The organism is Flavobacterium panici (assembly GCF_024499525.1).
Classification (GTDB): domain Bacteria; phylum Bacteroidota; class Bacteroidia; order Flavobacteriales; family Flavobacteriaceae; genus Flavobacterium; species Flavobacterium panici.
In genome coordinates, this window is sequence record NZ_CP100437.1 from 4784379 (window position 1) to 4810511 (window position 26133).

The 26133-nt window shown below is 35.4% G+C and carries 12 protein-coding genes; 1 reads left to right on the plus strand and 11 read right to left on the minus strand.

Annotated features, from left to right (window positions below; genetic code table 11):
* The first annotated feature begins 1 nt into the window (after position 1).
* A complete protein-coding gene (locus tag NLJ00_RS20210) occupies positions 2–997 on the plus strand; it encodes an FAD:protein FMN transferase (RefSeq protein ID WP_256635153.1) in 996 nt (331 codons plus the stop codon).
* A gap of 204 nt (positions 998–1201) precedes the next feature.
* Here the strand turns inward: NLJ00_RS20210 and NLJ00_RS20215 are convergent, their stop codons facing one another.
* The 11 genes from NLJ00_RS20215 to NLJ00_RS20265 all read right to left on the minus strand — a co-directional run bounded on the left by NLJ00_RS20215 (position 1202) and on the right by NLJ00_RS20265 (position 26011).
* Complete coding sequence (locus tag NLJ00_RS20215) at positions 1202–2413, minus strand: DUF4272 domain-containing protein (RefSeq protein ID WP_256635154.1); 1212 nt, start codon at positions 2411–2413, stop codon at positions 1202–1204.
* A 197-nt stretch (positions 2414–2610) separates the two neighbouring features.
* Positions 2611–5028, minus strand: a complete 2418-nt coding sequence (locus NLJ00_RS20220; RefSeq protein WP_256635155.1) for a sugar-binding domain-containing protein — start codon at positions 5026–5028, stop codon at positions 2611–2613.
* A 351-nt stretch (positions 5029–5379) separates the two neighbouring features.
* Positions 5380–8910 carry a malectin domain-containing carbohydrate-binding protein gene (locus tag NLJ00_RS20225; RefSeq protein WP_256635156.1) on the minus strand — a complete coding sequence of 1177 codons (3531 nt, stop codon included), beginning with the start codon at positions 8908–8910 and terminating at the stop codon, positions 5380–5382.
* A gap of 100 nt (positions 8911–9010) precedes the next feature.
* Complete coding sequence (locus NLJ00_RS20230) at positions 9011–11740, minus strand: alpha-d-galacturonidase (protein ID WP_256635157.1); 2730 nt, start codon at positions 11738–11740, stop codon at positions 9011–9013.
* A 98-nt stretch (positions 11741–11838) separates the two neighbouring features.
* Positions 11839–12723, minus strand: coding sequence for a sugar phosphate isomerase/epimerase family protein (locus NLJ00_RS20235; RefSeq protein WP_256635158.1), 885 nt, complete (start codon positions 12721–12723; stop codon positions 11839–11841).
* Positions 12724–12996: 273 nt separating this feature from the next.
* On the minus strand, positions 12997–14142 hold the full coding sequence (locus NLJ00_RS20240) for a sialidase family protein (protein ID WP_256635159.1): 1146 nt from the start codon (positions 14140–14142) through the stop codon (positions 12997–12999).
* Between the two features lie 143 nt (positions 14143–14285).
* Positions 14286–17036, minus strand: a complete 2751-nt coding sequence (locus NLJ00_RS20245; protein WP_256635160.1) for a glycoside hydrolase family 78 protein — start codon at positions 17034–17036, stop codon at positions 14286–14288.
* Between the two features lie 151 nt (positions 17037–17187).
* Entirely contained in the window at positions 17188–18756 is a 1569-nt protein-coding gene (locus NLJ00_RS20250; protein ID WP_256635161.1) for an MGH1-like glycoside hydrolase domain-containing protein, read from the minus strand.
* Positions 18757–18940: 184 nt separating this feature from the next.
* Positions 18941–21391 carry a glycoside hydrolase family 95 protein gene (locus tag NLJ00_RS20255; RefSeq protein WP_256635162.1) on the minus strand — a complete coding sequence of 817 codons (2451 nt, stop codon included), beginning with the start codon at positions 21389–21391 and terminating at the stop codon, positions 18941–18943.
* 261 nt (positions 21392–21652) lie between these two features.
* The gene (locus NLJ00_RS20260; protein WP_053471860.1) at positions 21653–23071 is read right to left on the minus strand and encodes an acetylxylan esterase; all 1419 of its coding nucleotides are present in this window, start codon (positions 23069–23071) and stop codon (positions 21653–21655) included.
* A 168-nt stretch (positions 23072–23239) separates the two neighbouring features.
* Entirely contained in the window at positions 23240–26011 is a 2772-nt protein-coding gene (locus NLJ00_RS20265) for a glycoside hydrolase family 78 protein (protein ID WP_053471861.1), read from the minus strand.
* Between the last annotated feature and the right edge of the window lie 122 nt (positions 26012–26133).

Genomic DNA, 26133 nt, shown 5'->3' on the forward strand with positions numbered 1-26133 from the left:
TATGACAAAGATATCTTTCCTAAATAAAGTTTTATGTGTTTTTGCGATTAGCTGTTGTTTATCAGCACATTCGCAAATATTACGAAAAAGAACAACTTTACTTATGGGAGGACGTTTTGACATTAGTATTGTTGCCAAAGATTCTTTAACTGCCGAGCAAAACATCAACGAAGTAATTGCAGAAATTACCCGAATTGAAAATTTAATCTCCGACTGGAAACCGGATTCTCAAGTTTCTCAAGTCAATCAAAATGCCGGAATAAAACCCATAAAAGTAGATCGTGAAGTTTTTGAACTCACACAAAGAGCCATAAAATTATCTCAAATAACAAATGGCGGTTTCGACGTTAGTTTTGCCGCCATGGACAGAATCTGGAAATTTGACGGATCAATGACCGAAATGCCTTCGGCGGAAGCCATAAAAAAATCGGTTGAGAAAGTGGGCTATAAAAATATTATTCTGGACAGCGTTGAATCGACAATCTTCCTAAAATTAAAAGGAATGAAAATTGGTTTTGGTGCTCTTGGCGAAGGCTACGCAACTGATAAATGCCGCGCCATGATGATTGCAAAAGGTATTCAAGCCGGAATCATAAACGGTTCTGGAGATATGAGTACTTGGGGAAAACAACCTAACGGACAGCCTTGGAAAATAGGAATTACAAATCCGTTTAAACCTGAAAAAGTTTTGGCCGTTGTTCCACTAAATCAAGGTGCTGTAACAACATCCGGCAGTTATGAAAAATTCGTTGTCTTTAACGGAAAACGATATTCACATATTATAAATCCTGCAACCGGATATCCTGCAACTGGTTTATGCAGTGTGACAGTCTTTGGTCCCAACGCCGAAACCGCAAACGGATTAAGTACTTCTTTAATGGTTTTAGGCCAAAAGGAAGGTTTGCTCCTACTTCAAAAATTCCCTGATTACAGCTGTGTAATGATTACGGATAATGGGAAGGTTATTAAGTCTAAGAATTTTTCTTATAAGTTATAAGTTCAATTATGAGTTGTGAGTTATAAGTTTATGAATTAAGCTTTTATGTTTTTAATCTCGCAAAGACGCTAAGTCGCAAAGTCTTTAATTGCCTCCAGCTAAAGCTGGAGGATATATAAAGCCAAACAAAAGGCTTTAGCCAAATTTTATATTAGCTAAGCCTGTAGATTCAGTTATAAAATAATTGCTGATTTTTAATTCTTATTAAGTATCGCAGGTAACATCATCCCAATCCTGATCCATATAGTTTATAAGCCAGTTTAGGGCATATTGCCTTTCATAAACAATTCCCGGATTTATTGCTTCAATTTGTTTTCCGTTAATTCTTGCATCAACACAAGCCCAATTATAACGGTAATATAAATCGGCAGCATCTAAAATTTCGCTTTTCGTTCGTGTTGAATTTATCGAATTAATAAAATCAAAAGGATCTTTATCTTTTCCAACAGGATAATCATCAGAATTGATATTTTCCAGATTGCAAAATTCACTCGGAAAATCTAAATTTTCAACTTTATTCAAAGCCCACATTAAAGTCCAAATTCCTTCGCATTTCCATGTTTCATACATTTTTCTGTCCTCGGTAGGATCGGTAAGAAATTCTTTTTCTCCATCGGTCGTAAAATCCCAAAGCTTATTATGCTGCAAATATTCAACTGCTTCTTCAGCAGAAATAGTATTAAATGCAACTAAGTTCGTTATAGCCAATACACTGACTCTTTCTGCAATTTTTTTAGGTGTTCTAAGTGTAGTTTCACTCTCAGACTCAATGCATGGCAAATGTATATTGATCTTTATATTTTCTTTTTCGAGGATTTTTTCGCTTTTTTCTTTTCTGGCTATTTGATCTTCGTCTAATTGACTCTGATCATTATCAAAATATTCAGAGTTTATACTTACTCCCAAATCATCGATTTCACAATTACCGTTTGTATCAATAATCAGGTTTAGATTTTTATCTAAAAAATGCTGTGAATCCGATTTACTGATAATAGCATCTGGCTCAACAAATACAATTGCATCAAACTCTTTTGCAATTTCTGCTAAAATTGCTTTTAATTCTTTAACCTCCCCTTTTTCCTGACTAATTGAAAATTCAGAATTTATAGTTTGTATTTTATGAAGAAATAAACCTTTTACTTTTTCATTTACAGTTGGCAGTGAATTTACAAATCCATATAATCCTTTCAGATTGGCAGTTAAATCCGAATCATCAAGTTCAGGAATTTTATACGATGGAACTGCCCTTTGTCTATAAGAAATTTTTATTTTTTTTGAAGGACTTAATATTCCTCCTTTAATTTCAAAATCCAGAAACTCACTTGTTCCTGAAAAAGTTCCTTTAGGCACATGAGATAGAAATATTTCTTTTATCTTTTGAATTCCTAAATGATGTGAATAAATAGTGCAAATCATTTGATGGCTTTTATATTATTTTCAAATGCTAATATAAGTTTTATTCTACAAAAATAGCAAACCTAATTTTATTCAAGCTTCATAAAAATAAACCATATAAGTTATATAAGCCCAATTAAGAAAAAACTTAAATTAACTTATATAACTTATATGGTTCAAAAAAACTTTGCGGCTCTGCGACTTTGCGAGAGATGAATTTACTTTACTTTTACCTCAATTACAGAAGCTTGTAAACCAGCTGTCGTTGCTTTCAATTGAATATTTTCTTTCCTCCCATTCGATTGAATTATCGCAATACATTTTCCACTGAAAAGCTTGCAGGAATTCGCTTTAAAAGAATCTAAATTAGCTTGATAACCATTATCGACTCCAACTAATTTTCCTCCGCCAGTCACTTCAAAATTGATTAAATCTGCAGCGTTTGGTAATAAGTTTCCAGCTGCATCAACTATTGAAACCGTTACATAAACCAAATCATAAGTATCATTTTTAATGGTAGTTTTATCTGCTTTTAAATCTATTTTAAATGCTTCACCAGCTGTGTGAATTTCCTTTTCTAAAACAACTTTTCCGTTCTTTCTTGAAATTGCTTTTAACGTTCCCGGTTCAAATTTTACTTTCCAAGAAATATGTAAATCATCATTTTGTTTTGATTTTATGCCGAGAGATTTTCCGTTTAAGAATAATTCCACTTCATCAGCATTATTGTAATACGCCCAAACATCAACTTCCTGATCTTTTTTCCAGTTCCAATGCGGGAAAATATGCAGAACAGTTTTGTTAGACCATTCACTTTGGTACATATAATAAACATCTTTTGGAAGTCCCGCTAAATCAACAATTCCGAAATAAGAACTTCTTGCAGGATATGGATATGGATCGGGTTCGCCGATATAATCAAAACCTGTCCAGATAAAAGTTCCTGCCATGAAATCCTGTTTTTTGATTGTTTTCCAGTTTTCTTCATGTGTTGCGCCCCAATACGATTTCACCTGATCGTAAGCCGAAACTGTCCAATCGGCATTTCCGTCAAACGGAGCGCCGTGTTTGGTTGGCCAGGCTTTAATTCCGTCAGGAAAATCATAATGTCCACGGGTTTCTAAAGCCGAAACACTTTCAGAAGCTAATATTTTCTGTCCTTTAAAACGTTCCGGAAAATCTTTGTAATCTTCGTGTTTATAATTAAATCCTAAAAGATCCAAAGCTCCTGATTGGTAAATGAAATTCTTCTCAATAATATTTTCGGTCAAAGCCGAAGTTACAGGACGTGTTGTGTCTAAAGATTTTACAATTTTAGCTAATTCTCTGGTAATCGCAATTCCCGTAGAATCAAATTGTTCCCTGATTTCGTTACCAATACTCCACATCATAACCGATGGATGATTACGGTCTCTTTTAATAAAATCTACTAAATCTTGTTTGTGCCAGGCATCCCAATCTTTATGGTAATCGTTGGTTACTTTTTTCTTCTTCCAAACGTCAAAAGCTTCGTCCTGAACGATGAATCCCATTTCGTCGCACAATTGCATCATTTCCAACGAATGCGGATTATGTGACATTCTGATTGCGTTTGCTCCCATTTCTTTCATCAAAGTCAGTTTTCTTCTAACCGCATGAATATTTTCTACCGAACCTAAAGCACCATTATCATGATGCAGGCAAACTCCTAATATTTTTGTTGGAACACCATTTAATGAAAACCCTTTCTCTGAATCGAAATTAAAAAATCTAAATCCGAGCGGCGTTTCATAATTATCGACTAGTAGAGATTTCTCGTAGATTTTAGTAATTACTTTATACAAATACGGATTTTCAGTATTCCATAATTGTGGCTCTAGAACATCAAGATTATGTACCTTCGTTTCAAATGTTTTAGCTTCAATTTTCTCTGTGGAAATCTTATTAGCTACTTCTTTATTCTTTGCATCTAAAATAGAAGTGACCAATGTAAATTCTCTGGCAGTATCATTATCATTATCAATCGTAACTTCTAAATGTACTTTTGATTTCTTTGTTGAAACTTCAGGCGTAGTAACAAAAGTCCCCCACTTTCCGACATGCAATTTTTCACTTGTCACCAATCTTACATTTCTGTAAATTCCAGAACCTGTATACCATCTTGAGTTTGGCTGAGCATCGTTATCAACTTTGACAGCAATAGTATTGGCTTGTCCATAATTTAAATACGGAGACAAATCATAACTAAAAGAGATATAACCATTCGGACGAATTCCTAATGATTTTCCATTAATGAAAACTTCGCTATTCTTAAAAACACCGTCAAATTCAATCGAAATCGTTTTGCTTTTCCAACTCGCTGGAATAGTAAAAACTTTACGATACCATCCTTTTCCCGCAGGTAAAAAGCCTTGCGCTTGTTTGGTTTTGCTGTCTTTGTCAAAAGTACCTTCAATGCTCCAATCGTGCGGCAGTTGAAGTATTCTCCAATCTGACACATTATAATTAGCATTGACTGCTTCAGGATAATCTCCTAATTTGAAGTTCCAGTTTTTATTGAAGTCTTCTACAATTCTTGCTTGTTTTTGTGCAAAAATTGATATTGAAAACAACAACGCAATTGTAACTTTTTGAAATATGTTTTTATGTTTAATCATAAATATGTTTTTTATTCTAATCTTATTTTTGATACCGTTTTGTCAGGCTGAGCGAAGTCGAAGCCCACGCTCGAAACTCCACAAAGTTTCTCCGTAGAGACGCACAGCAGTGCGTCTAACACACAGTATGAACATTTGGAACGTAGACGCACTGCTGTGCGTCTCTACGATATGCTTTGCGTTGATATTATTTGCCATTTTTTTTACATCCATTTTTCCGTAGAGACGCACAGCAGTGCGTCTAACACACAGTATCGACAATTGGAACGTAGACGCACTGCTGTGCGTCTCTACAATCAAAATTCGTTAAAAAAACCTTTGCGCCTTTGTGCCTTTGTGGCAAACCGCCATTTATTGAAACTCAAAATTATCCAACATCAATCCCTTCAAATCATCTCCTTCCAAAGTTATTTTATACGTTCCTGCATTAATATATCCACCAGAAGTCGTATTTAATACCTTCCATTTTTCAGGCGACGGAAAAAACTCAATCATATCATTTCGCATTAAAATTCCGTACGCATCTTCCATTTTGAATTTGACTTTTAATGGCGTTTCATTTCTATTCATAAATTTAAATCGCATTAAATAAATTCCCGCAACGCCTGGTTTTACTTCAAACTGAATACTGTTATTTGCTTTTTGAGTAAACTCAATATAATCAGCTTTTTTGAAATTTCCTTTTTCAATTCCGATTCCCGTGGTTTTGGCATTTTCCGCTTCAATAATTACTACAGGCCTTGAATCGTCTTTTTCGCCCATATCATAAGTTGGAATGATCGCAATTGTAGTTATCTCTTCACTATTATCAAAAGAAATTTTTTCGCCCTTTTTTACCTTTTTAGTAAAAATTATAAATTCGGTTTGATTACTGTTTTTAGCTTTTTCTTCTAACTTTTTATAATCTGTAAACTTCTCTAAATTCAAATTTTTATTATCTATAAAAAGATATAAATCCGAATCTTCTTTAGCCGTAAACGATCCTTTAATTTTAGAATGATCAGAAAATTGTAAATAATCTGCACCAAAAACTTCAGAAGGCAATTCGGTAAAAACAACATCCGAATCTGAATATTGTTTTGAATTAATATCCAGCCAGGAAGCTATCGTGTTACGGCTTTTATTATAAGTCTCTTGTACATAATTTTCTATGTTTTTTGGAGATTCGGCTGCTGGTCTTGCATGAATATCTTTTGTAGCAATTGCAATTGCCGAAATTATCGCCTGCGAAGCTTTTACATTTGGAAACGAAATCACAATCTTTCCGTTTTTACTTTTTACTTTAAATGTTTTTTTCAGCGCATGATCATGTCCAGCTTCTGCCCAAATATCAAAATCTTTTAAAACCACATTTTCGTTGATGGCAACGTCAAACAAACGCCAGCCTTTGCAATCCATTCCGCCTCCGGTTCCATACCACGGTTCTGTGAAATATAATTCTACCAAATATTCTCCGTCTGGTGCAGGAAATTCATAACGCAATTTGTCAACGCCATATCTAAAACTTTGAAATAATTCTGGATCTTTTGTACCGTTTATTGGATCAAAAATTCTTCTTTGGCTCGCAAAAAAGTCTGGGAGTTTCTCAAAATTATCTGTCCAGGATAAAGATCCCCAAGTATGCTGTCCGTTTTTATGAGTATCGCTAAACCATGTATTTCCAGCAGAATCTGTCAATTCAGAACCACCGCAATTTACTCTGTAAATGTAATTATAGCCGCTTTTGGCTTTTGTAATATCGGTTTTATCCATTGTTAAAGCATCAATGTTTGGGGCTTTCGGAAGTGTATTTAAAACGATATAATCTTTGGCAACAGCCTTTCCATTCACATATCCAACAGCATATAAAACACTGTATTGAATATTGACATTATTAAACTGAAAATGCTGTCCTATTCCTGGATTTTTTAGTTTCCCTAAAGAAGATTTATTCACATCGTTGAACAATTCTACTTCGTCGCAATTCGAATAAATATCGATTCCGTTTTTGATTCCCGGTTTTTCCCAACGGCTTGGCCAAGTGTGCGAAACAATATAAACCATCGGATTGGTTTTGTTTGAAACATAATTAGCACGGTACATATAAAACGCATCCAGAGGTTCGCCCCAAATCGTAAAAAGTCCTTTGTAGTTTACCGGTCCAACTTTATCAATATCTCTAAACCCTTCTCCATTTTGTACGCGTCCCGGATTTTCATGCGAAGCAAAAAGCCAGTTAAATTGTCCGGCAATTTTATCTTTTACAGATTCAGCTTCACGGACTTTAATTTCCATTAACTGAGAAAAACGGTTTTCGCTCAAAGTTCCTTTTTGATCAAACTCACCTTCGGTATGTAAATCGGTAGAACGCCATGCGCCGTATTCACCATTTAATAACTGAGTCGTCATTTCTAAATGGTATTTTAACGGATCTCCGCCATAAGTTCCTGACCAGTTTTGAACGACATTCCAATCTGTTCCTTCTCCACCGTTACAAGTCGTTACAATGCGTTGCGAAGCTGATAACGGATCCATTTCGCGGATTATCTTTGTGCATTCTTCTGCAAATTCCTTCGGAATTGTACTTTCATTCTGCAATCCCCACATGACAACCGAAGGACTGTTCCTGCGCTCTTTAATCCATTCTCGTAACAGAGTTTTAAAATTTTCTTTAAACTCAGGCGTATCGTACCAAATATGTGCCGAAAACTGACTCCAAAACAGAATTCCGTTTTTATCTAATTCTTCCTGATATTTTAAATTATGAGGCTGATGCGCTTCTCTAAAAGCATTAAATCCGCCTGCTTTTATCTGCTCGATTCTGGAATGAATCATTTCATCAGAAAACGAATGACTGTTTCCAATTAAGTGTTCATATTCGCAAACGCCATTTATAAAAACAGGTTCATCATTAATAAAAAAACGATTGTCTTTTCCATCACGACTAACAGGCCAGCTCACCCAGCGAATTCCGTAAGGAGTTGTTAAATGATCGATTATTTTTCCGTTTTCATAAACAGAAGTCACCAATTTATACAAATACGGATTTGACGGCGACCATAATTTTGGATTTACAATTTCCGGAAGTATCTGCACTATTTCTTTTGTTTCTACAGAGACGTTTTTGATATCACTTTTTGTTTCAACAACTTTCTTTCCTGCAGCATCAAATAGTATATTTTCAATCGTTAAGTTTCTGTTTGAAGTACCGTAATTCTTGATTTCGGTTGTTGCATGAAGAATAGCTTTTTGTTTTGAAACCGATTTATCGTTCCAGATATGAACGCCGAAAGGTTCTATTCGAACATCATTTGTGATAACCAAAGATACTGGTCTGAAAATTCCCATTGGTTGAGAACCTTCTGAAAATCCCCATTCTCCAGAACAGCCACCGCAAACCCAGGGAAGATCTGCAATAAAGGATGGATGCGCTGCTTTAACTAAAATTGTATTTGTTTTATCGAAAGAAACTGACTTTGTAATATCTAGTGTAAAAGTCGTTCGTCCGCCTTTGTGTTCGCCTACTTTTTTGCCATTTACCCAAACAGTCGCATACGAACTTACACCTTCGAAATAGAGAAAATGCTGTTTTGAACTCTCTTTTTTATCAAGTTTTAGCGATTTTTTGTACCATGCAGTACCATGTAAATTTCCATGTTTTGTTCTTCTGAAACCATAATACTGATCCCAATTGTGAGGCACACTTACCTTTTGCCAATTGGAATCAGTTTTTGGATTTTCTACAAAATCTTCTTCTTTCAGCGGAAGATTATCCAGTATTACGGTTTCCCAAGACGAATTCAGCGAAATTTCTTTACGAAACTTCCCCGAATCTTTGCTCTGACTCCAAACAAAGCAAAGACTTGAAAAAAAACAAAAAATAAAAAAAACTATTCTATTCATATTTTCTATTTCCTGCAAGGTTTTCAAAACCTTGTAGGTTTACTTTTTAACATTCATTTAGAATACCTACAAGGTTTTGAAAACCTTGCAGGAACGCAGATTAATAAAACAACCAGTCTATAGCAGCTTTTTCTCCTGCATCAATATATCCAACATCACGTGACGTTATCGTTTGATCTGCATCGATGAAACCTAAAATCAATACTTTTCCTTTTCCTAAATCTAATTTATTCTCGCCTGGCTGGAAAGTATAAGTATGAATGTTTACACGTGGTAAATCTTTTAAATTAATTGCACTTGCTAGAATCACTTCGGCTTGACCGTGCGCATTTCCTGCTGCATCGGTTTCTAAACTTGGCGGTAATAAAAATCTCTTTTGATCTGAATTGAAATACCCGACAACTAATTTAACTGCTTTTGTATTTCTAAACTTCAAATGTGTTCCTTTTTCGTTTTGATCGTTTTCTACAAACGAATATCCTCTAAGGTTTTGAAGCTCCGGAGCAATTTTAGTTAACTCAGAAATATCTGTTCCGTAAACTTTTGTTCCTGTTTTAACTAGATATGTTCCAGGCTTTTCATCAATGAAAGTTACTTCTGCCGTTTTCCAAGGTTTTCCTTCTTTGGTTTCAATTTTTCCATCTTTTGAAGATTTTAGCTTCTCTAGATTTCTTTTGAAATTAGCTAATTCACGTTCGTAATGTGGTAACAATTCAGCCCAAGTTTTGTTGTTTCCGTCGTCACCTCCAATTGGGATTCTACGTTGAGCAGTCTGCATACTATTTGCATAGTAATACGTGTCTTTCGTCAGATTTACCAATAACTCATAGTATTCGATGCTTTTTTCCAAATGAGGCAAAGCTTTATCTAAATCGGCAATATCGTTGGAATAACTGTATCTTAAAACTAATAAGGCTGCTTTTACTTTTTCTGAAAAGAAATCGGCGAAAGCCTTATAGGCGTGAATATCATTTTTAAGACGTTCAAATTCTTCTTTGTCTTTCGTTACACTTGCTTCAGCTTTGTCGATGGCTTCAACCGCTAATCTACCATGTTCTGTAATTTCAGCAATAATCTGAGTTGGAAGTTCGCCCGAATGCGCTTCTTTATTCCACTCTTTTTTAGCATATTCTAAAAGCAATTCGCCCGCTGGTCCACAAGATTCATGGAATCCCGGATAAACTCTCCATTTTGACGGATTTACCAGCTGACTTTCGAACATTCCTAACAATAAAGTCTGACGATTTCCTTCTGTAATTCCGAATCGTCTTAATGTTTTTGGAGCAATTTCTCCTGTTTCTTCGTAGGCTTTTAAAATGTTATTTGCTGCCTCTTGACTCGTTCCGAATTTTGCAGCTAAATCATTATCCCAGAATTTAACTTCTTCATTTCTATCTCTTTTGCTATCCCAAGCATATCTAGCCCAGGCTTTGTACCAGATCCAGTCACGATCCATTTCAAGTAAACGTTCTCCAGTTTTTGTTTTATCTGCCGAATACGGCCAATCCCAATAAGAAGCCTGCGGATATAAGTGTAATGCATTAGCACCGTGAACGCTGTGCATCGCTTTTACCGTTTTCTGAATAAAATCTGGCGACCCGTATCTAAAAGGTTCTAAATTAGCCAAAATGTGAACATTTTCAATATGAATCGATTTAAGAGCACTCAACTGTTTGTGCGTTTCTCCCCAAGGTCCGCCGGGCGTATACGTCGTTAAAGATTCTCCTGTGTATTTACTTTCTGTGTAAAGGTTTTTATATAACGGAAGTGATTTTTCCATAACCAAAGGTCCGTCTGTATCGTGAGAACGCAAAATAATTGGCGGTTCTTCTGTTTTTCCTAATGCTTGTAAACCGTCACGAACACCCGGAATAATCGTTTTGGTAAACCATTCTACATCATCATCAACGGTATTGATGGCTTCTCCCAAACAAACCATTAAACCAACATTTGGATATTTTTCGATGAAAGCAGCAATAGATTTTCTGGTATAATCTGACAATAAAGGTGTTATCGGTCTTGAACGATCTTGTGTTTTTATGTTATAATGCTCTGCAAATGGCTTAGAAACAATAATATTATAGAACATCTGAATTACCCAGATTCCACGTTTGTTAGCTTCTACAGTTAAGAATTTATAGATTTCTTCGTTCTTTTTGAAGTCTTCGTCGCTGACTTCAACCGCAAACGGATATTCTTTTAATTTTACTAAAGAAGCAAAAGGATGACCGTTCCATAAATATAAAGAGTTCATACGGTTTTCTACCAACATATCTAAATACTTTACCCATAATTTTTTATCATAAAACCATGGAAAAGTTTCTGGTGTATATGGATATTCGTAAACGTCACGACTCGGAAGATAAACAGGTTTCTGCATTCCGATACAAGCTCCACGCAAAACCATTTCTGGACTGTCTTCAATATTAATTTCTGAAGGAAATTTTCCTGAGACTTTAATTTTATCTGTTAATTCTAATGCACCGTATAATGTTCCACTTGCGTCTGCTCCTTCAATGTAAATGATATTTTTTTGAGTGCGAATTTGAAAGCCTTCTTTTTTACCTAATTTACTGTCGTCAATTTTAGCGCTTTTAGCATTTTGTTTCCAGAAATCAGTTCCTTTTTCTCCAATTACAATTATTTTATCTTTTGATTTTTTGAATTTATCAGAAGAAGTTACGCTGAATCCTTTTGCAGTAAGGGTTTCTGATAATTTCTCTGCTCCGAATTTTGCTCTAGGCGAAGTTGCATCACTAACAATAGTGATGTTTTGTGCTGTCGCGAAAGAGACATAAAGACATAAAAAAAGTAATTGTAAATATTTCATGGTAATATGATTTATTCTGCAAAATGAATTAATCTGCTTGATCTGCTAAATCTGCGAGAGTATTTTTTTCCCGCAGATTTAGCAGATATTTTTTGATTTTAGTTTTGGAAAATCTTCTTTAAATAGGCCACATTTGCACCGTAATTCGCTTTTACATTATGCACTTGTCTTACGTCACGAGAACGTTCTACGATAAGCCATCCGCTCCATTTCATTTCGTCCAAAGTTTGTTTGATTTTTGGCATATCGATTGCTTTGTCGTTTTCTAACCAAAATTGATCAGTATTTGAAGCGTGAATCTGAGCTAAATATTTCTTTCCTAATATTTTCAATTCAGATGAAATATCTCTTTTATTATCTAAAGCATTGGCAAAATTGAAAGAGCTTTTAATGTATTTTGAACCCACTTCGTCTAAAAGTTTTTTCTCTTCTGTAGCACTCAAAGAAGTTTCAATTGCGATAACCCCTCCAATTTTACCGACTTCTTTTCCTGCCCATTGCAGTCTTTTAATCACTTCTGGACGTAATTCCGGATTTTTAACCAAATCTGTCTGTGTTCCTAATGGAAGATAAGCCACTTTTACTTTCATGTTTTTCATAGTCTGAATACAATCCGTAATCATTGGTGTTATTTCTCTTGTAGCAAAAGACTGTGCATAAAATCCTGACATGGCAATAGAACTGATTCCAACTCCGGTTTCTTTCGATTTATCTAAAAACTTTTGTCTTTCAACTGGATCGCCTAATTTGCTGTCAAAAGTCGGACGGGCTCCTAAACCTCCCATATCCAGTTCTATTCCATCAGCTTTTAATTCAGCTGCCAAACCAAAAGCACCTAATTTTTGTCTTTTTAAAATCATCCAGTCGCAAACTGCTACTTTGTATTTTTGCTTTTTATTGGAAGACTGAGCCGTTACACAACTATTAAATGTTGTTGATAAAACAACAAGTATTGCAATAAATAAATTTATTTTAGATTTCATGCTTATATATTTTTTTGCCACAGATTATAAAGATTAAATGGATTAAAAAAATCTGCTCGATCTGCTATCCCGATAGCTATCGGGAGCGTGAAAAAAATTTACTCTCGCAGATTGAGCAGATTTTGGAGATTTTGGAGATTAACTACAACAAAAAATCATTTTAATCCTTTTAATCTGTGGCTTTATATTTTTTGCCAAGAATTGCACCAATTTTTACGAATTAATATTTAAAAAAATTTGTGGAAATTAGTGAAATTCGTGGCGAACTTTTCTTTACTCTTCTTCCGCTTTTACTGCTGTAACAACTTTGTTTTCGTCGCCCGGCCAGATTCCGTTTTTAATTGGAAGCGCCACCAGTTTACTTGGATCAATTTTTACATATTTCAGTTTTTCTCTTCTCCAAGTGTAAACAATATGAACCATTCCGTCAGAACTTTGAATTATGGATGGATATGAATATTGGCTGATTTTTGAATCTTCTAAAACCAAAGCAGCGTTCCAATTTATCCCATCTTTAGAAACAGAAACATTCAATGGCGTTCTTGGCCCTTTTGCTTCTTTTCCCGGAGGAAGAACGTGATTGTAAACTAATAAATGTCTTCCGTCTTTAAGTGTTACAGCATCTGTTCCTGAATTGTTATTTGGAAGTCCGATTAACTCTACATCCGACCATGTTTTTCCGTTGTCTTTTGAAAATGTACTGAAAATAGCTCTGTTTCTCGTTCTTCCGATAGCCTGAATACTTCCGTCTTTATGAAATAAAATACTTGGCTGAATCGCATTGATTTTTTGTTTTCCTCTAGCAAGTGTATCACCCATGATCCAGGTTTTTCCGAAATCTGGAGTAGATTCCATACGAAGTCTCCAGCCATCGCCTTCAATACTTGACGGACATAATAAAGTTCCGTTACTTAATAAAACTGGTTTATTTTTGATTGGCCCTAAGAAACCGTCTGGCATTTTTTGCGCCTCTGACCAAGTTTTTCCGCCATCAGATGAAGTTCTGATTACGCCCCACCATTCAGATGGTTTTGGCCCTATTTTGTAGAATAATATTAAATCACCACCCTGAATTTGATATAAAACCGGATTCCATGTTGGTAATCTCGGTCCTTCTTTCATCACGCCATCGGCTACTTTTACGCCTTCGCCCCATTTATCGCTTCCTTTAGGTTTGATTGCTACATAAATGCAGACATCAGGATTTCTTTCTGCAGTTCCTCCAAACCAGGATGAAACTAAATCGCCATTTGTTGCTTCGACAATTGTAACGGCGTGGCAAGACGGATAAGGCGCTTTATCATAAATAAATTCATCTACCAAAATCCCCTCTTTCCAGGTCTTTTTTTCTAAAGCCGATTTACAACTTCCTAAAAGGAAAAGTCCAAACAAGACAAATGTCAATTTTATTATTCTCATTTTTAATTTTATTATGAATTAAAATTTTTGATTATAAATACATTACTAATAATTTTTCGCACAAAATTATTTAATAAATGTAAAAATGACACTAAAAAATTAAAGATGTATCCTGTACTGTCCCGAATTGTTGAAAATGCTGACTATTTAACGTTTAAAATATAAGAACCTGATGAAAGTGTAATAACTAGATTACTTTTTTCTGCTTTATAAGAATGCGACGTTTTATCTAATTTTTGTTTATCAATTGAAACAGCCGAAATATCAGTTCTTGGAAGATAAACTATTGCAGAAGTATTTGCCGGAATGGTAATATTCCAAACCAAAGCTTTTTTATCTTTTTTCCAATCGCTTTTAATTGTTCCATAAATCGATTCGTAAGAAGCATTTACATAAGTTAATCCCGCATTAAAATCTGGTTTCATAATGATTTGTTTGAAACCGGGAGTTTCTGGATTGCTCTTAATTCCTGCCATATTTTCGTAATACCAAATCAATAAATCGCCTAATAGCATCACGTGATTTTGGGAATTCATAGCAGGATCAGCCGTGTTTCCGTTCCAAAGTTCCCAAATAGTTGTTGCACCGTTTTCAACCATATAACCCCAGCTTGGATACGTTTTGTTTGAGGCTAATTTGAAGGCCAAATCGCCACGACCAAAATTGGTTAACGTTCGCATTAAAAACTGAGTTCCGATAACACCAGTGCTGACATGACCGTTTTTAATCACTTCAACTTCATGCACTAAGTTTTCAAAAACTTTTTGCTCTAATCCTTCAGAAACCATTCCAAAAGTCAATGGCAATAAATTGGCTGTTACGGTATTATTGGCGTAATTGTTTTTTGCTGTATTAAAATATTTGGCATTGAATGCTTTTTTGATCCTTAAAGCTAATTCGTCGTAATGTTTAATATCATTTTGTGAATTTGCGATTACCGCAAACTTTTTCATAATATTTAAAAGCTGATAATAAAACGCACTCGAAATCAATTCGCCGTCTGTTAAACGAGAAGGATCTTTTGAACGGATTAATTCCAACGATTCTGGTGGAACACACCAATCACCGTATTTATCTTTGGTCATAATATCATCAACCAGATAGTTTTCTTCCATATAATCCATCCATTTTTTCATAGACGGATATTGTTTTTCTACCACTTTTTTATCGCCAAATTGTTGATACAACATATCCGCAACTGTGATATACGTTCCAGGCCAAGTCACATTATCGCCATAATAACGCCAAAAAGCTGGCGCAACATCCGGAAGTCCGCCGTCAATTGTTTGAGCATTTTTAATATCATCTAACCATTTTGCGTACAAAGTCTGATTATCGAATAAAAAACTTTCTCCGTAAGCACCAGTTGTTCTATCTCCCAACCAAGGCTGACGCTCATTTCGTTGCGGACAATCAATTGGCATTCCTTTATAATTCCCGCTGATTCCCCACCAAGCATTCTTAAAAATCTGATTCATTATTGGGTTTGAAGAATCAAAAGTTCCCGTTGTAGCGATATCATCATAAACCACTTTTCCAACGAAATTCTCTAAAGTCGGTTTGGTTTTGAAACCTGAAATCTCCACAAATCGAAATCCGTGAAAAATAAAACGAGGTTCCCAAACTTCTTCACCGTCGCCTTTTAAAGTATAAATATCAGTCGTTTTCGCATCACGGAGATTCGCAATGTACAACGAACCATCTGCCTGTAAAGATTCAGCAAATTTCATGGTTATTTTATCGCCCGGATTTCCTTTTACTTTTAATTGCAACCATCCCACCATATTCTGTCCCATATCCAAGATATAAGTTCCTTTTGGAGTCTGTTTGATTGAAATTGGTTTTACTTCGCGTTTAATTTTCATATTCGCCGACATCTGTCCTTCATAGAATCCGCCCGGTTCCTGAACATATTCTGCCGAAAGCCATTTTTTATCATTAAAATTGATGGTATTCCAGCCTTTCATTTCTTTACGGGCATCATATTCTTCACCGTCGTATTCGTTGTTAGATAAGATTGGTCCATCAGTTGTAATTTTCCAAGTATCATCGGTTCTAATCACTTCTTTGCTTCCATCAGCATATTCTACAAACAACTGCAAAGCCATTTTCGGGTAACCAAAAGTTTTGATTTTATAAGGTTTATAATCCTGACGCATGGTAAAAAAACGTCCGTTTCCTAAAATCGTTCCCAATGCATTTCTACCTTCCTGCAATTGCGAAGTCACATCAAAAACATTGTATTTTACATTCTTAGTATAATCCGTAGGAACAGGAGCTAAAACCTGATCGCCAATTTTATTTCCGTTGATATATAACTCGTACAAGCCCATTCCCATGATATAAACCTTGGCGCTTTTTACTTTCTTTTTTAAGTCGATTTCTTTTCGTAAATATCTTGCCGATAATCTTGAATACTGCGAAATACTATCTCCCGGAGACGTTTTTTCATAACCAATCCAGCGTGTAGATTTCCATTCAGAATAAGTTAAAATTCCGATGCTGAAATGTGCTGTTTCTGTCGATTTTACTTCGCCTCTATTGGTAAAAACAATTACTTTCCAATAAACGTCTTGTCTATCATTTAGTTTTTTTCCGTTATAAATTACATTTACAGATTCGTCACTTTGTACTTTTCCGCTGTCCCATAAATCTGCGTTTCCTGCAGTTAGTTTTTCTAAAGATGAAGATGCTAAAATTTGATAATGAGTTTGTTTTACATCATTTACGTTCGCTTTTATTTTCCAGCTCAATCTTGGCTGTAAAACATCAATTCCTTCCGGATTCGTCAGCATTTCGCATTTTAAATCGCTCACACTGATTTTGTTTTGGGCTTTCGCCGAAAATGTAAAAAGTGAAATGATTAAGGTAAGATGTAAAAAAAACTTTTTCATAATATTGTTTTAAGCGTAATGTAATATGCTGGTGATTTTTGGCCACTGATTTTACTGATTTAAACTAGTGCACATAGATTTTTTTTGTCTCAACTAGATTAAAACATTAGCGCAAACCTGTTTAATCCGTCAAACCCGTGGGCTAAAAATTTTACTCAGAAATCACACGCTCCAATTTCTCAGAAGTCGCAATTTCCTTCCCGTTTTTAAAGATCCTGAAACCTTTTCCTTTTTTATATTTTTCTCCTGTTTTATCCCAAAGAATCGTGATAATATTGCCATGATACAAAACATTATCCAAACAAAACCAATCCCATTTTTCTTGAGGAATCAACGGATTTACTTCTATTTTTTCATCAACTCTCGGACGTAAACCAACCAAACCGGTAATTACCAAATCGTTGAAAGTCGAATGATTATAATAACGGCTGCGTTCTCTGTCGCCCATTAACCAATAACCCGTTGTTTCGTCTAAATATTCTCCTAAATAGGGTTTTCCGCGGTAATATTGCGATTGCACATACAAATCCATTTGCTTGAAATAATCTGTTTTCGCAACAAAATTCTGGTTGTAATTATTTAAAACATTGGCTAAAGCTGTTAACGTCTGCGAACTTGCAAATGGCCAAATCGCACCGTCCCACTCGCAGGTTCCGGTTCCGTGTGTTCTAAAACGCGGACTTCTTCTTTCTGCCGTTGTTAAACCAAACGGAGCCGAAAATCCTTTTTCGTCCTTAATTTGCTCCCAGGCTTTCTCAAAACCTTTTCCCTTTTCAGGAAGATTAAAATACCACGGAATAAATCCGATGGCTTCTCGAACCTGAGCCAATGTATCTTTTTCCGTTAGAGTTTCAAAAAACTCGCTTTTCTGATTCCATAATTTGGTTTCCACTAATTGCTGTAAAACAGCAGCTCTAGCTTTGAACACTATTTCTCCTGCTTTATCGCCTTTCATAACCGCTATTTTAGACAACGCTACTGCATTTCCAAACATATAACTGTTAATTGTTGGGCGGGCATTTCTAAGTTTTCTAGCTCCGCTAAGCGATTCTTCCATTCCGTCTTTTACATCAAATTGCCAAAACAAACCATCTTTTCGTTGTCTGTCTTCTTCCCAAGCAATATATTCTGCAAATAAATCAGGATACATATCCAATAAAAACTTTTCGTCTTTATTTACTAAATATCTATTATACAAAGCATCAGCCGTCCAACTGCTAAAAGTTCGCAATTTTTTCATTGGTTTACCATCATTCCCTCTAAACCATAAATGAACATCCTGCTCAATATACTGCGGATCATGAACCCATCTGAATTCGTTAATATGATGCCCCAAAGCACAGCTGATCATATTGTATTTATCAGCATACGAACGATCAACCAAAAACTCTGTAATTGCAAATCCCTGCGGTGTATTTTTAATGTGTTTTCTAACGCTCCACCATCTGAAATAATAGATTTCCTCAAAATTCTGCTGCGGACATTCAAACAACGGAATATTCTTTTCCATCCAAGTCCAAGCACTGTCATTCGGAATCACAAATTTTAAATTCTCATCTTCCATCGTGTTGAAATAATCAACATAATGTTTGAAGTTTTTTTCTTTTAAAATAGCCGATTTTCCTTTTTGTGAATGTGATGCACCAGATTTACAACCGCTGCTTATACAAGCGATTACTATTGAAAGTGTTATTATTTTATATTTGAAATTTGTCAACATTAGTTTTGTTTTTATTTTTTTTACTCAATCTTGTCATTTCGACGAAGGAGAAATCTTCGTTAGAAATTCGACAAAGATTGGCGACTCACTTTGCGGAGTTACTTGCGGAGATTTCTCCTTCGTCGAAATGACAAATATGACGCACTATTATATTTTCTTAAATCACTTATATGGTTTAAAAATATTAATTTCCAGTAAAAGTATACGTCTGCCCTGCTTTCATATTCACATCGTAAATATTGTAATTTGGCAATTGTACCTTAGGTAATTTTGCTTCTTTAGAAATAATCGGTTTCTTCACTTCCACATCATAAAACAACGGATTAGAATTTTTTCCTTTTGCTTTTTTGATTGAAGAACCTTTTAAAGTATTCTCAACTTTCAATCGGCAGTTTCCTCCTATTTTTGAATAAATTTTCAATTCCGAAACTTTATTGTTTTTCCAAGTCATATCAATTACAAATCCGCCTCTGGCAACCAAACCTTTAATGCTTCCGTCTTTCCAAACGGTTGGCAAAGCAGGCAATAAATGAATGGCATCTTCCTGACTCTGCATTAACATTTCGGCAAAACCGGCTGTACATCCAAAATTTCCATCAATTTGAAACGGCTGATGTGCATCTAACATATTCGGATACGTTCCGCCGCCTTTTCTTTGGTCTGCTGTTACCAAATGCAATTGATCCTGAATCAATTTATAAGCATGATTTCCGTCTAATAATCTCGCCCACAAATTCACTTTCCATCCCATTGACCAGCCTGTAGATTCGTCTGTTCTGTAAATTAGAGATTGTTTTGCAGCTTCAAATAATTCAGGTGTTTTAATTGCCGAAATCTGATTACTCGGATACAATCCATACAAATGCGAAACGTGTCGATGATTGTCTTTCGGATTGTCCCAATCGTCCTGCCATTCTTGCAATTGATTGTATTTACCCACTTTCATCGGAGGCATTTTAGCCAAAGCATCGCTTATTTTTTTAGTATAAGCAGCATCTGGAGAAACCAAAGCCGAAGCTTCCATAACATGCGTAAACAAATCAAAAACCAGCTGATTATCCATTGTAGTTCCAGAAGCAATTGTTGCTTTTCCTGTTCCTCCAGCATGTGTGTTTTCAGGAGAACTTGACGGAACGACTACTAAATATTTTGTATTAGGATCAATAACCATAAAATCCAAAAAGAAATCGGCTGCGCCTTTCATGATTGGATAAATTTCTGCTAAATATTTCTTATCTCCCGTGTATAAATATCTTTCCCATAAATCCTGACAAACCCAGGCACCACCCGTCGGCCACATTCCTGAAGCAGCAGCATCTACCGGAGCTGTAACACGCCAGATATCAGTATTGTGGTGTAAAACCCAGCCATTTGCATTGTACATCGTTTTAGCCGTTTCTGCGCCAGTTACAGCTAACTCTTTTGCCATCTGAAGAAATGGTTCATGCATTTCCTGCAAATTGGTTACCTGTGCAGGCCAATAATTCATTTCGGCATTAATGTTTGTGGTGTATTTGCTGTCCCAAGGTGGAGTGACCATATCATTCCAAATTCCTTGTAAATTCGCTGGCTGTCCGCCCGGCTGTGAACTTGAAATTAAAAGATAACGCCCAAACTGGAAATATAACGAAGCCAATTGCGGATCGAATTGTTTCGAAAAATCCCTGATTCGCTCGTTTGTTGGTTTCTTAACTAAATCATTTGAACCTAAATTTAAAGAAACTCTATTAAATAATTTTTGGTAAAAATCAATGTGAGCTTTCTTAATCGTTTCAAAATCTTTCACTTCGGCTTTCGCCAAATAGTCTTTGCTTTTCGCAATTTCATCTCCCGAAATATCCTTATAATCTTTAAAATTGGTTGCAATCGAAATATACAAAATCACTTCATCAGCTTTGTTAATGCTTAAAACTCCGTTGCTGGCATCAATTTCTCCGCCTTTATTTTTAGCCGATAATCTTCCCTGAAACTTTACTTTTCCTTTTACACCTTCAAAATTACTTCCTAAACCCGAAAGTATAATTTGGTTACCTTCTGTGGAAGCGATTGTTTTATCAATCGGACTGTTCATAAAAACGTTACACGTAATTTGTCCCGGCTGACTCGCAGAAAGTTTTACCACAATAACCTGATCTGAAAATGCGGTTAAAATTTCTCTCGTAAATTCAACGCCGTTTACTTTGTATTTTACTTTTGCTGTAGCATTACTGATATCTAAATCTCGATAATAATCAGTATATTTTTGATGTCCAGCGAATGAAATATAAACGCTCCCGAAAGTCTGATACGGCATTCCGTCATTGGTTTGCGACATGATATCTTGTGTCGCCAAATCCTGTGCCTCATCAAATTTTCCATCAAAAATAAGTTGCCTTACTTTTGGCAAAGCCTCGATTGATTTGGAATGTGCGTTACTATTTGGAGAACCCGCCCAAATCGTTTCTTCATTCAACTGTAAACGTTCTACTGCCGGATCGCCAAAAACCATTGCTCCCAAACGTCCGTTACCCAAAGGCAAAGCTTCGTTCCAGATTGCAGCCGGTTTATCGTACCAAAGTTTTAAGTCACTTTGTGCTGTTGCAGTCAAGGAAAAAATTCCGATAAAGATTGTCGTTATTTTAATTTTTAACTTCATAGTATATTTTTTTTTAGCCACGAATTACACGAATTGCACTAATTTCTTTTTTAATTTTTTTTTCAATTTCTCTAATTTATTTGCCATATATTAATGGATTTCCACTGATTAAAAAATCTGCTAGATCTGCTAAATCTGCGTGAAAAAAAAATTACTCTCGCAGATTTAGCAGATTAGGGAGATAAAAAATCCTTTTAATCCTTTTAATCTGTGGCAGAAAAAATAATTCGTGCCAATTCGTGAAATTAGTGGCAAACTCTTTTACTTCTTAACCTCGTAAACTTTCAGATTTTTTTCTCCAAACATTTCATATAATTTGTTGATGTCTTTCAGTGCGTTTTTCGGCAGATTTTCAGCTTTATTTCCAAAAACATATAATTTCTCATAAGGTTCAATTACACAAGTCGATTCGTCAATTTCGCCTTTTTCATTCTTTACTTTATTCAAATCTAAATTTAAATATTTCGCCATAAATGGATACAAAGCCATCCGTTTCGAAATTCCGAAATCGTGTCCTTCTTTTGCAAAATGAGCATTCTCCACTAAATCTTTCTTCCCGTACAATTCATACGTTCTTTGAATAAAAGGAAATTCCAATTCCGGAACTGCTAAAGTCCAGTCTTTTCCATCTGAAACAATCAATTGTGGTTTTGGCGCCATCATAGCTGAGATTTCCGCGTTGTTTGTTCCGTTTCCGCAAAGGTGAATGCCGCGTCCGCTTTCACATGGACAACCTCCTGAAAAATGAGAAGAAACCATTACAACTGGAGCTGAAACTTTTACACGATCATCAATCGCTGCTAAAAACATGGTATGAGAACCTCCACCAGAACCACCAGTAACGCCAACTCTCGACATATCAGCATTTTTTACAGTTGCTAAATAATCCAGAAAACGAATTCCGGTTAAAACCTGTACCGTCGATGCAATGCTGTTTCTATGCGTTTCTTCCGGAAATTGCAATAATGATTCTCCCCAGGCAAATAAATCATACGACACAACAATTGCACCCATTTTAGCCATAATAGCACAACGGTACTGCTCGTCTTTTCTATATCGTCCATCCCCAAAATGTCCGTCAGGAGTTAAAATAACTGCTGCTTTTTTATTTAATGGATATGGTTTATAAATAGAACCTGTTGCATAAACATCTGGAAGGATTTCCAAAGCGATATTTTCAACACTGTAATCTTTATAAATTCTCTTTGGAGTTAAAAGTGGTTTAGATTTTGGTGTTGGGGGCGCCTTATCTAAACCAAATGAGGTTATCATACAAGCTTTTAACTCCGTTTTGCGTTTCTCCCATTGTTCTTTAGTCGAATAAAGGCTTTCCAAATAAAACAGGCGTTCTTTTCCTTTATCAACTGAAACTTTATGGTTTTCATATTTACGAATAATGTAGGTTCCATCCGGCTGTTTGAAATACATCAATTCAAACGGTGCCAAAATATTAGTTAACGAAACTGCCAAATTTCCCGGTTCAATTCTCCAGTCGGCATAGTCGAGTTCTTTTCCTTTTAATAAACCTCTATCATCGTTGATCGTGACTTTAAAAACAGTCTCTATTTTTTTTAGTGTTTCTGAAACTGGTTTTCTAAAATTAGTATCAGAAGTACTTTGCGCATTGGCAAATGTCAAAGCAAAAAATAAAATTGTTATATATATGTTTTTAATTTTCATTGTTTCGTTGTGTTAAACTAACTTAAAATTGAACGCTGATGACACGGATTTACTTCGTAAAGACGCGGATTAAAGCGGATTTTTTTAAAATATTTATTATCGCAAAAGAGATAAAAAAATCCGTAAAAATCCGCGTCTTCGCGATAGCGAATCTGCGTCATCTGCGTTCTATATTTTGCATTCTATTATATAATTTCCAGATCCAAATTCCAAAACTGGCTTTTGAGCTTTTTCATCAAAACCTGTTCTCACTTTTTTATTATCAATTCTTATTTCTGATTCTTTAGAAACAGGTAACTTTATTGTCGCCGTTGTATTCACAGGAATCTGAACATTCAGAATAAATTTACCATCTTTTTTCTCCCACGAAGAAGCAATTTTCCCATAGACCGATTGATAGTCCGCTTTCGCGAAAGCCATATCGCCCACCATTTCCGGTTGAATAAAGAAATGTTTGAACCCAGGCTTCTCAGGATCAGACATGATTCCGGCTAAACTTTGATAAAACCATTCTTCTATTTGCCCTAACATAAAGTGATTCCAAGAATTTCCTTTTCTCGGATCCCATTGTTCGGTTAAAGTGGTCAAGCCAAATTTAATCTGAAAACCATAACCCGGCGCATCATAATGATTATGCATTCTGAACATGGTTTCGTTTTCGCCGTTTCTCGCCAGAGTCTGGAATAAATAACGATTTCCAACATCTCCCGTTGTCAAACGATCGCCTTTTTCTTTAATATCGGCTAGCAAATTCTGCATTACAGCTTCTTTATACTGCGGTTCGACAATATTCATAAAAATCGGTACAGCATTACTAAACTGACTATTTGTTCCATATTGTTTAGTTTCAGCATTAAAAAACTTCGCATTAAAAGCTGTTTTGATATCAGAAGCCAATGTTTCATACTTTTCAATATCTTCTGTTTTGCCTAATAATTTCGCCGCTTTTGCTACTAAATAAGCTCCGTAATAATAATGTGAAGTCGCAGAAAGCGCAATTGGACTGTTTTTAGAATATCCTGCGGCATGTGTTCCGTAATCGTACCAATCGCCTAATCCGTGCGACACAATATGATCGGTTGCTTTTGTTCCTAAATAATCCACGTAATTTTTCATTACAGGAAAATATTTTTCTAATAAAGAAGCGTCTCCGTAATATTCATAATACATCCAAGGCAGAATTACGCCTGTTACGCCCCATTCTGGAGAATCGGTAAAGTCACCTCCAAAAATTACATATTCAGGAACTATTGTTGGAATCAAACCGTTATCACGCTGTGAATCAGAAATATTCTGCATTGTTGCCGGAAGGAAAGTCTGCAAGTTATAATTGAACATTAAACCTGGACCATTCAACTGAATCTCTTCCAGCCAGCCTAATTTTTCACGTTGCGGACAATCGGTAAAAACACTTTGGAAATTGCTTTTTATGGAGTTGTTTATCAGCTCGTGTGTTTTATTGAAAATTTCATTAGAACATGCAAAACTTCCTCCTTCTCCAGCCGAATTATAAATAAAATTCGATTTCAACTCTACCAAAGTTGGAAGCGCTGCATTTTTATCTTCTTTATAATTAATGTTTTCTATCTGAACATATTGATAACCATAGAAACTGAATTTTGGTGTCCATTCTTCTACATCTTTTCCCTTTAATGTATAATCGTAATAGTATGGTTTTCCAGATCTTCCCTGAGCAATTGTGCCTTCTTCATTTAATCCTTCAGCAACCCAAACACGAATGGTTTGCCCTTTTTTGCCTTTTACTTTGATCGTTGGAAATCCCGAAAGATTCTGCGCCATATCAAAAACATAGAAATTTGGTTTCAGCTCTTTTACGATTTTAACTTCATATTGTTTCTGAATCGTAACCGGCGGTGCAATTTGCGGTCTTAAAATTCCTTTTGGCGCTTCCTGAACGACAACTTTTTTCCAATTCGAATCTTTAAAACCTTTACTGTTCCATCCTTTTTGTTCTAAATTAGCATTGTAATCTTCTCCTCCAAAAATACTATTGTAGGTAATTGGACTTTTGCTGTATTTCCAAGTTTCATCTGACTTTATAATTTCTTCTGAACCATCATTATATTTGATTTTCATTTTAAAGAATAAAGTCGGCGGACCAAAACTCACGAAGAATTTGGTATATCTTTCGGCAAGTGTATTGTACATTCCGTTTCCTAATAGAACACCAATTACGTTATCGCCTTTTTGAAATTCTTTGGCGCCTAATTCGTAAACGTTGTAATTTACTGTTTTATCGTAATCCGTCCATAAAGGTGCGAATTGGCTGTTTCCAACTTTTTTCCCGTTGATAGTCAATTCGTAATGCCCTAAACCTGAAATATAAATAACCGCTTCTTTGATTTCTTTTTTAATTTCAAAAGGCTTACGAAGTATTATGCTTCTGCCGGACAATGAATCTGAAGCGTTGATAAATGAGTTCTTTTTTTCTCTATTGAAAGTTGCCGAATGATAATTTCGGCCTTCCGGCAGATGGCTGTCTGCTTTTGTGATTGCTCCAATCCAAACCGGATTTAAATCTGATTCTAACGAAGCGGTTCTAAAAGAAGCAGTTTTACTCCATTTAGAAACTTTTCCCTTTTGATTCCAAACTTTAACTTTCCAGAAATATTTGGTTTCACTTTTTAATGGTTTTCCATTATAAAAAATATGCAGGTTTTTATTAGAATCTACTCTTCCAGAATTCCAGATATCACCTTCGTCATTTTGCAATTTTTCTTCAGAAGAAGCAACCAAAATAATATAGGCAATTTGTGATGCATTAGATTCTTTTGAAACCAACTGCCAGCTAAATCTCGGCTGATTCTGAACTACTGCTAATGGATTTTCAGCCATTTCTGTGGTTAAATGGACAGGCAAAATTTGTCCATTTGAAATGAAAGTGACTAAAAGGAATAGTATAATTTTAAAATGCTTCATTTCTTATTGTTGAGATTAGCACGCGAATGATGCGGATTTACTTCGTAAAGACGCGGACAAAAACTGATTTTTATTTCTTTAAAAATATAAAATCTGTGTAAATCTGCGTCTTCGCGATAGCG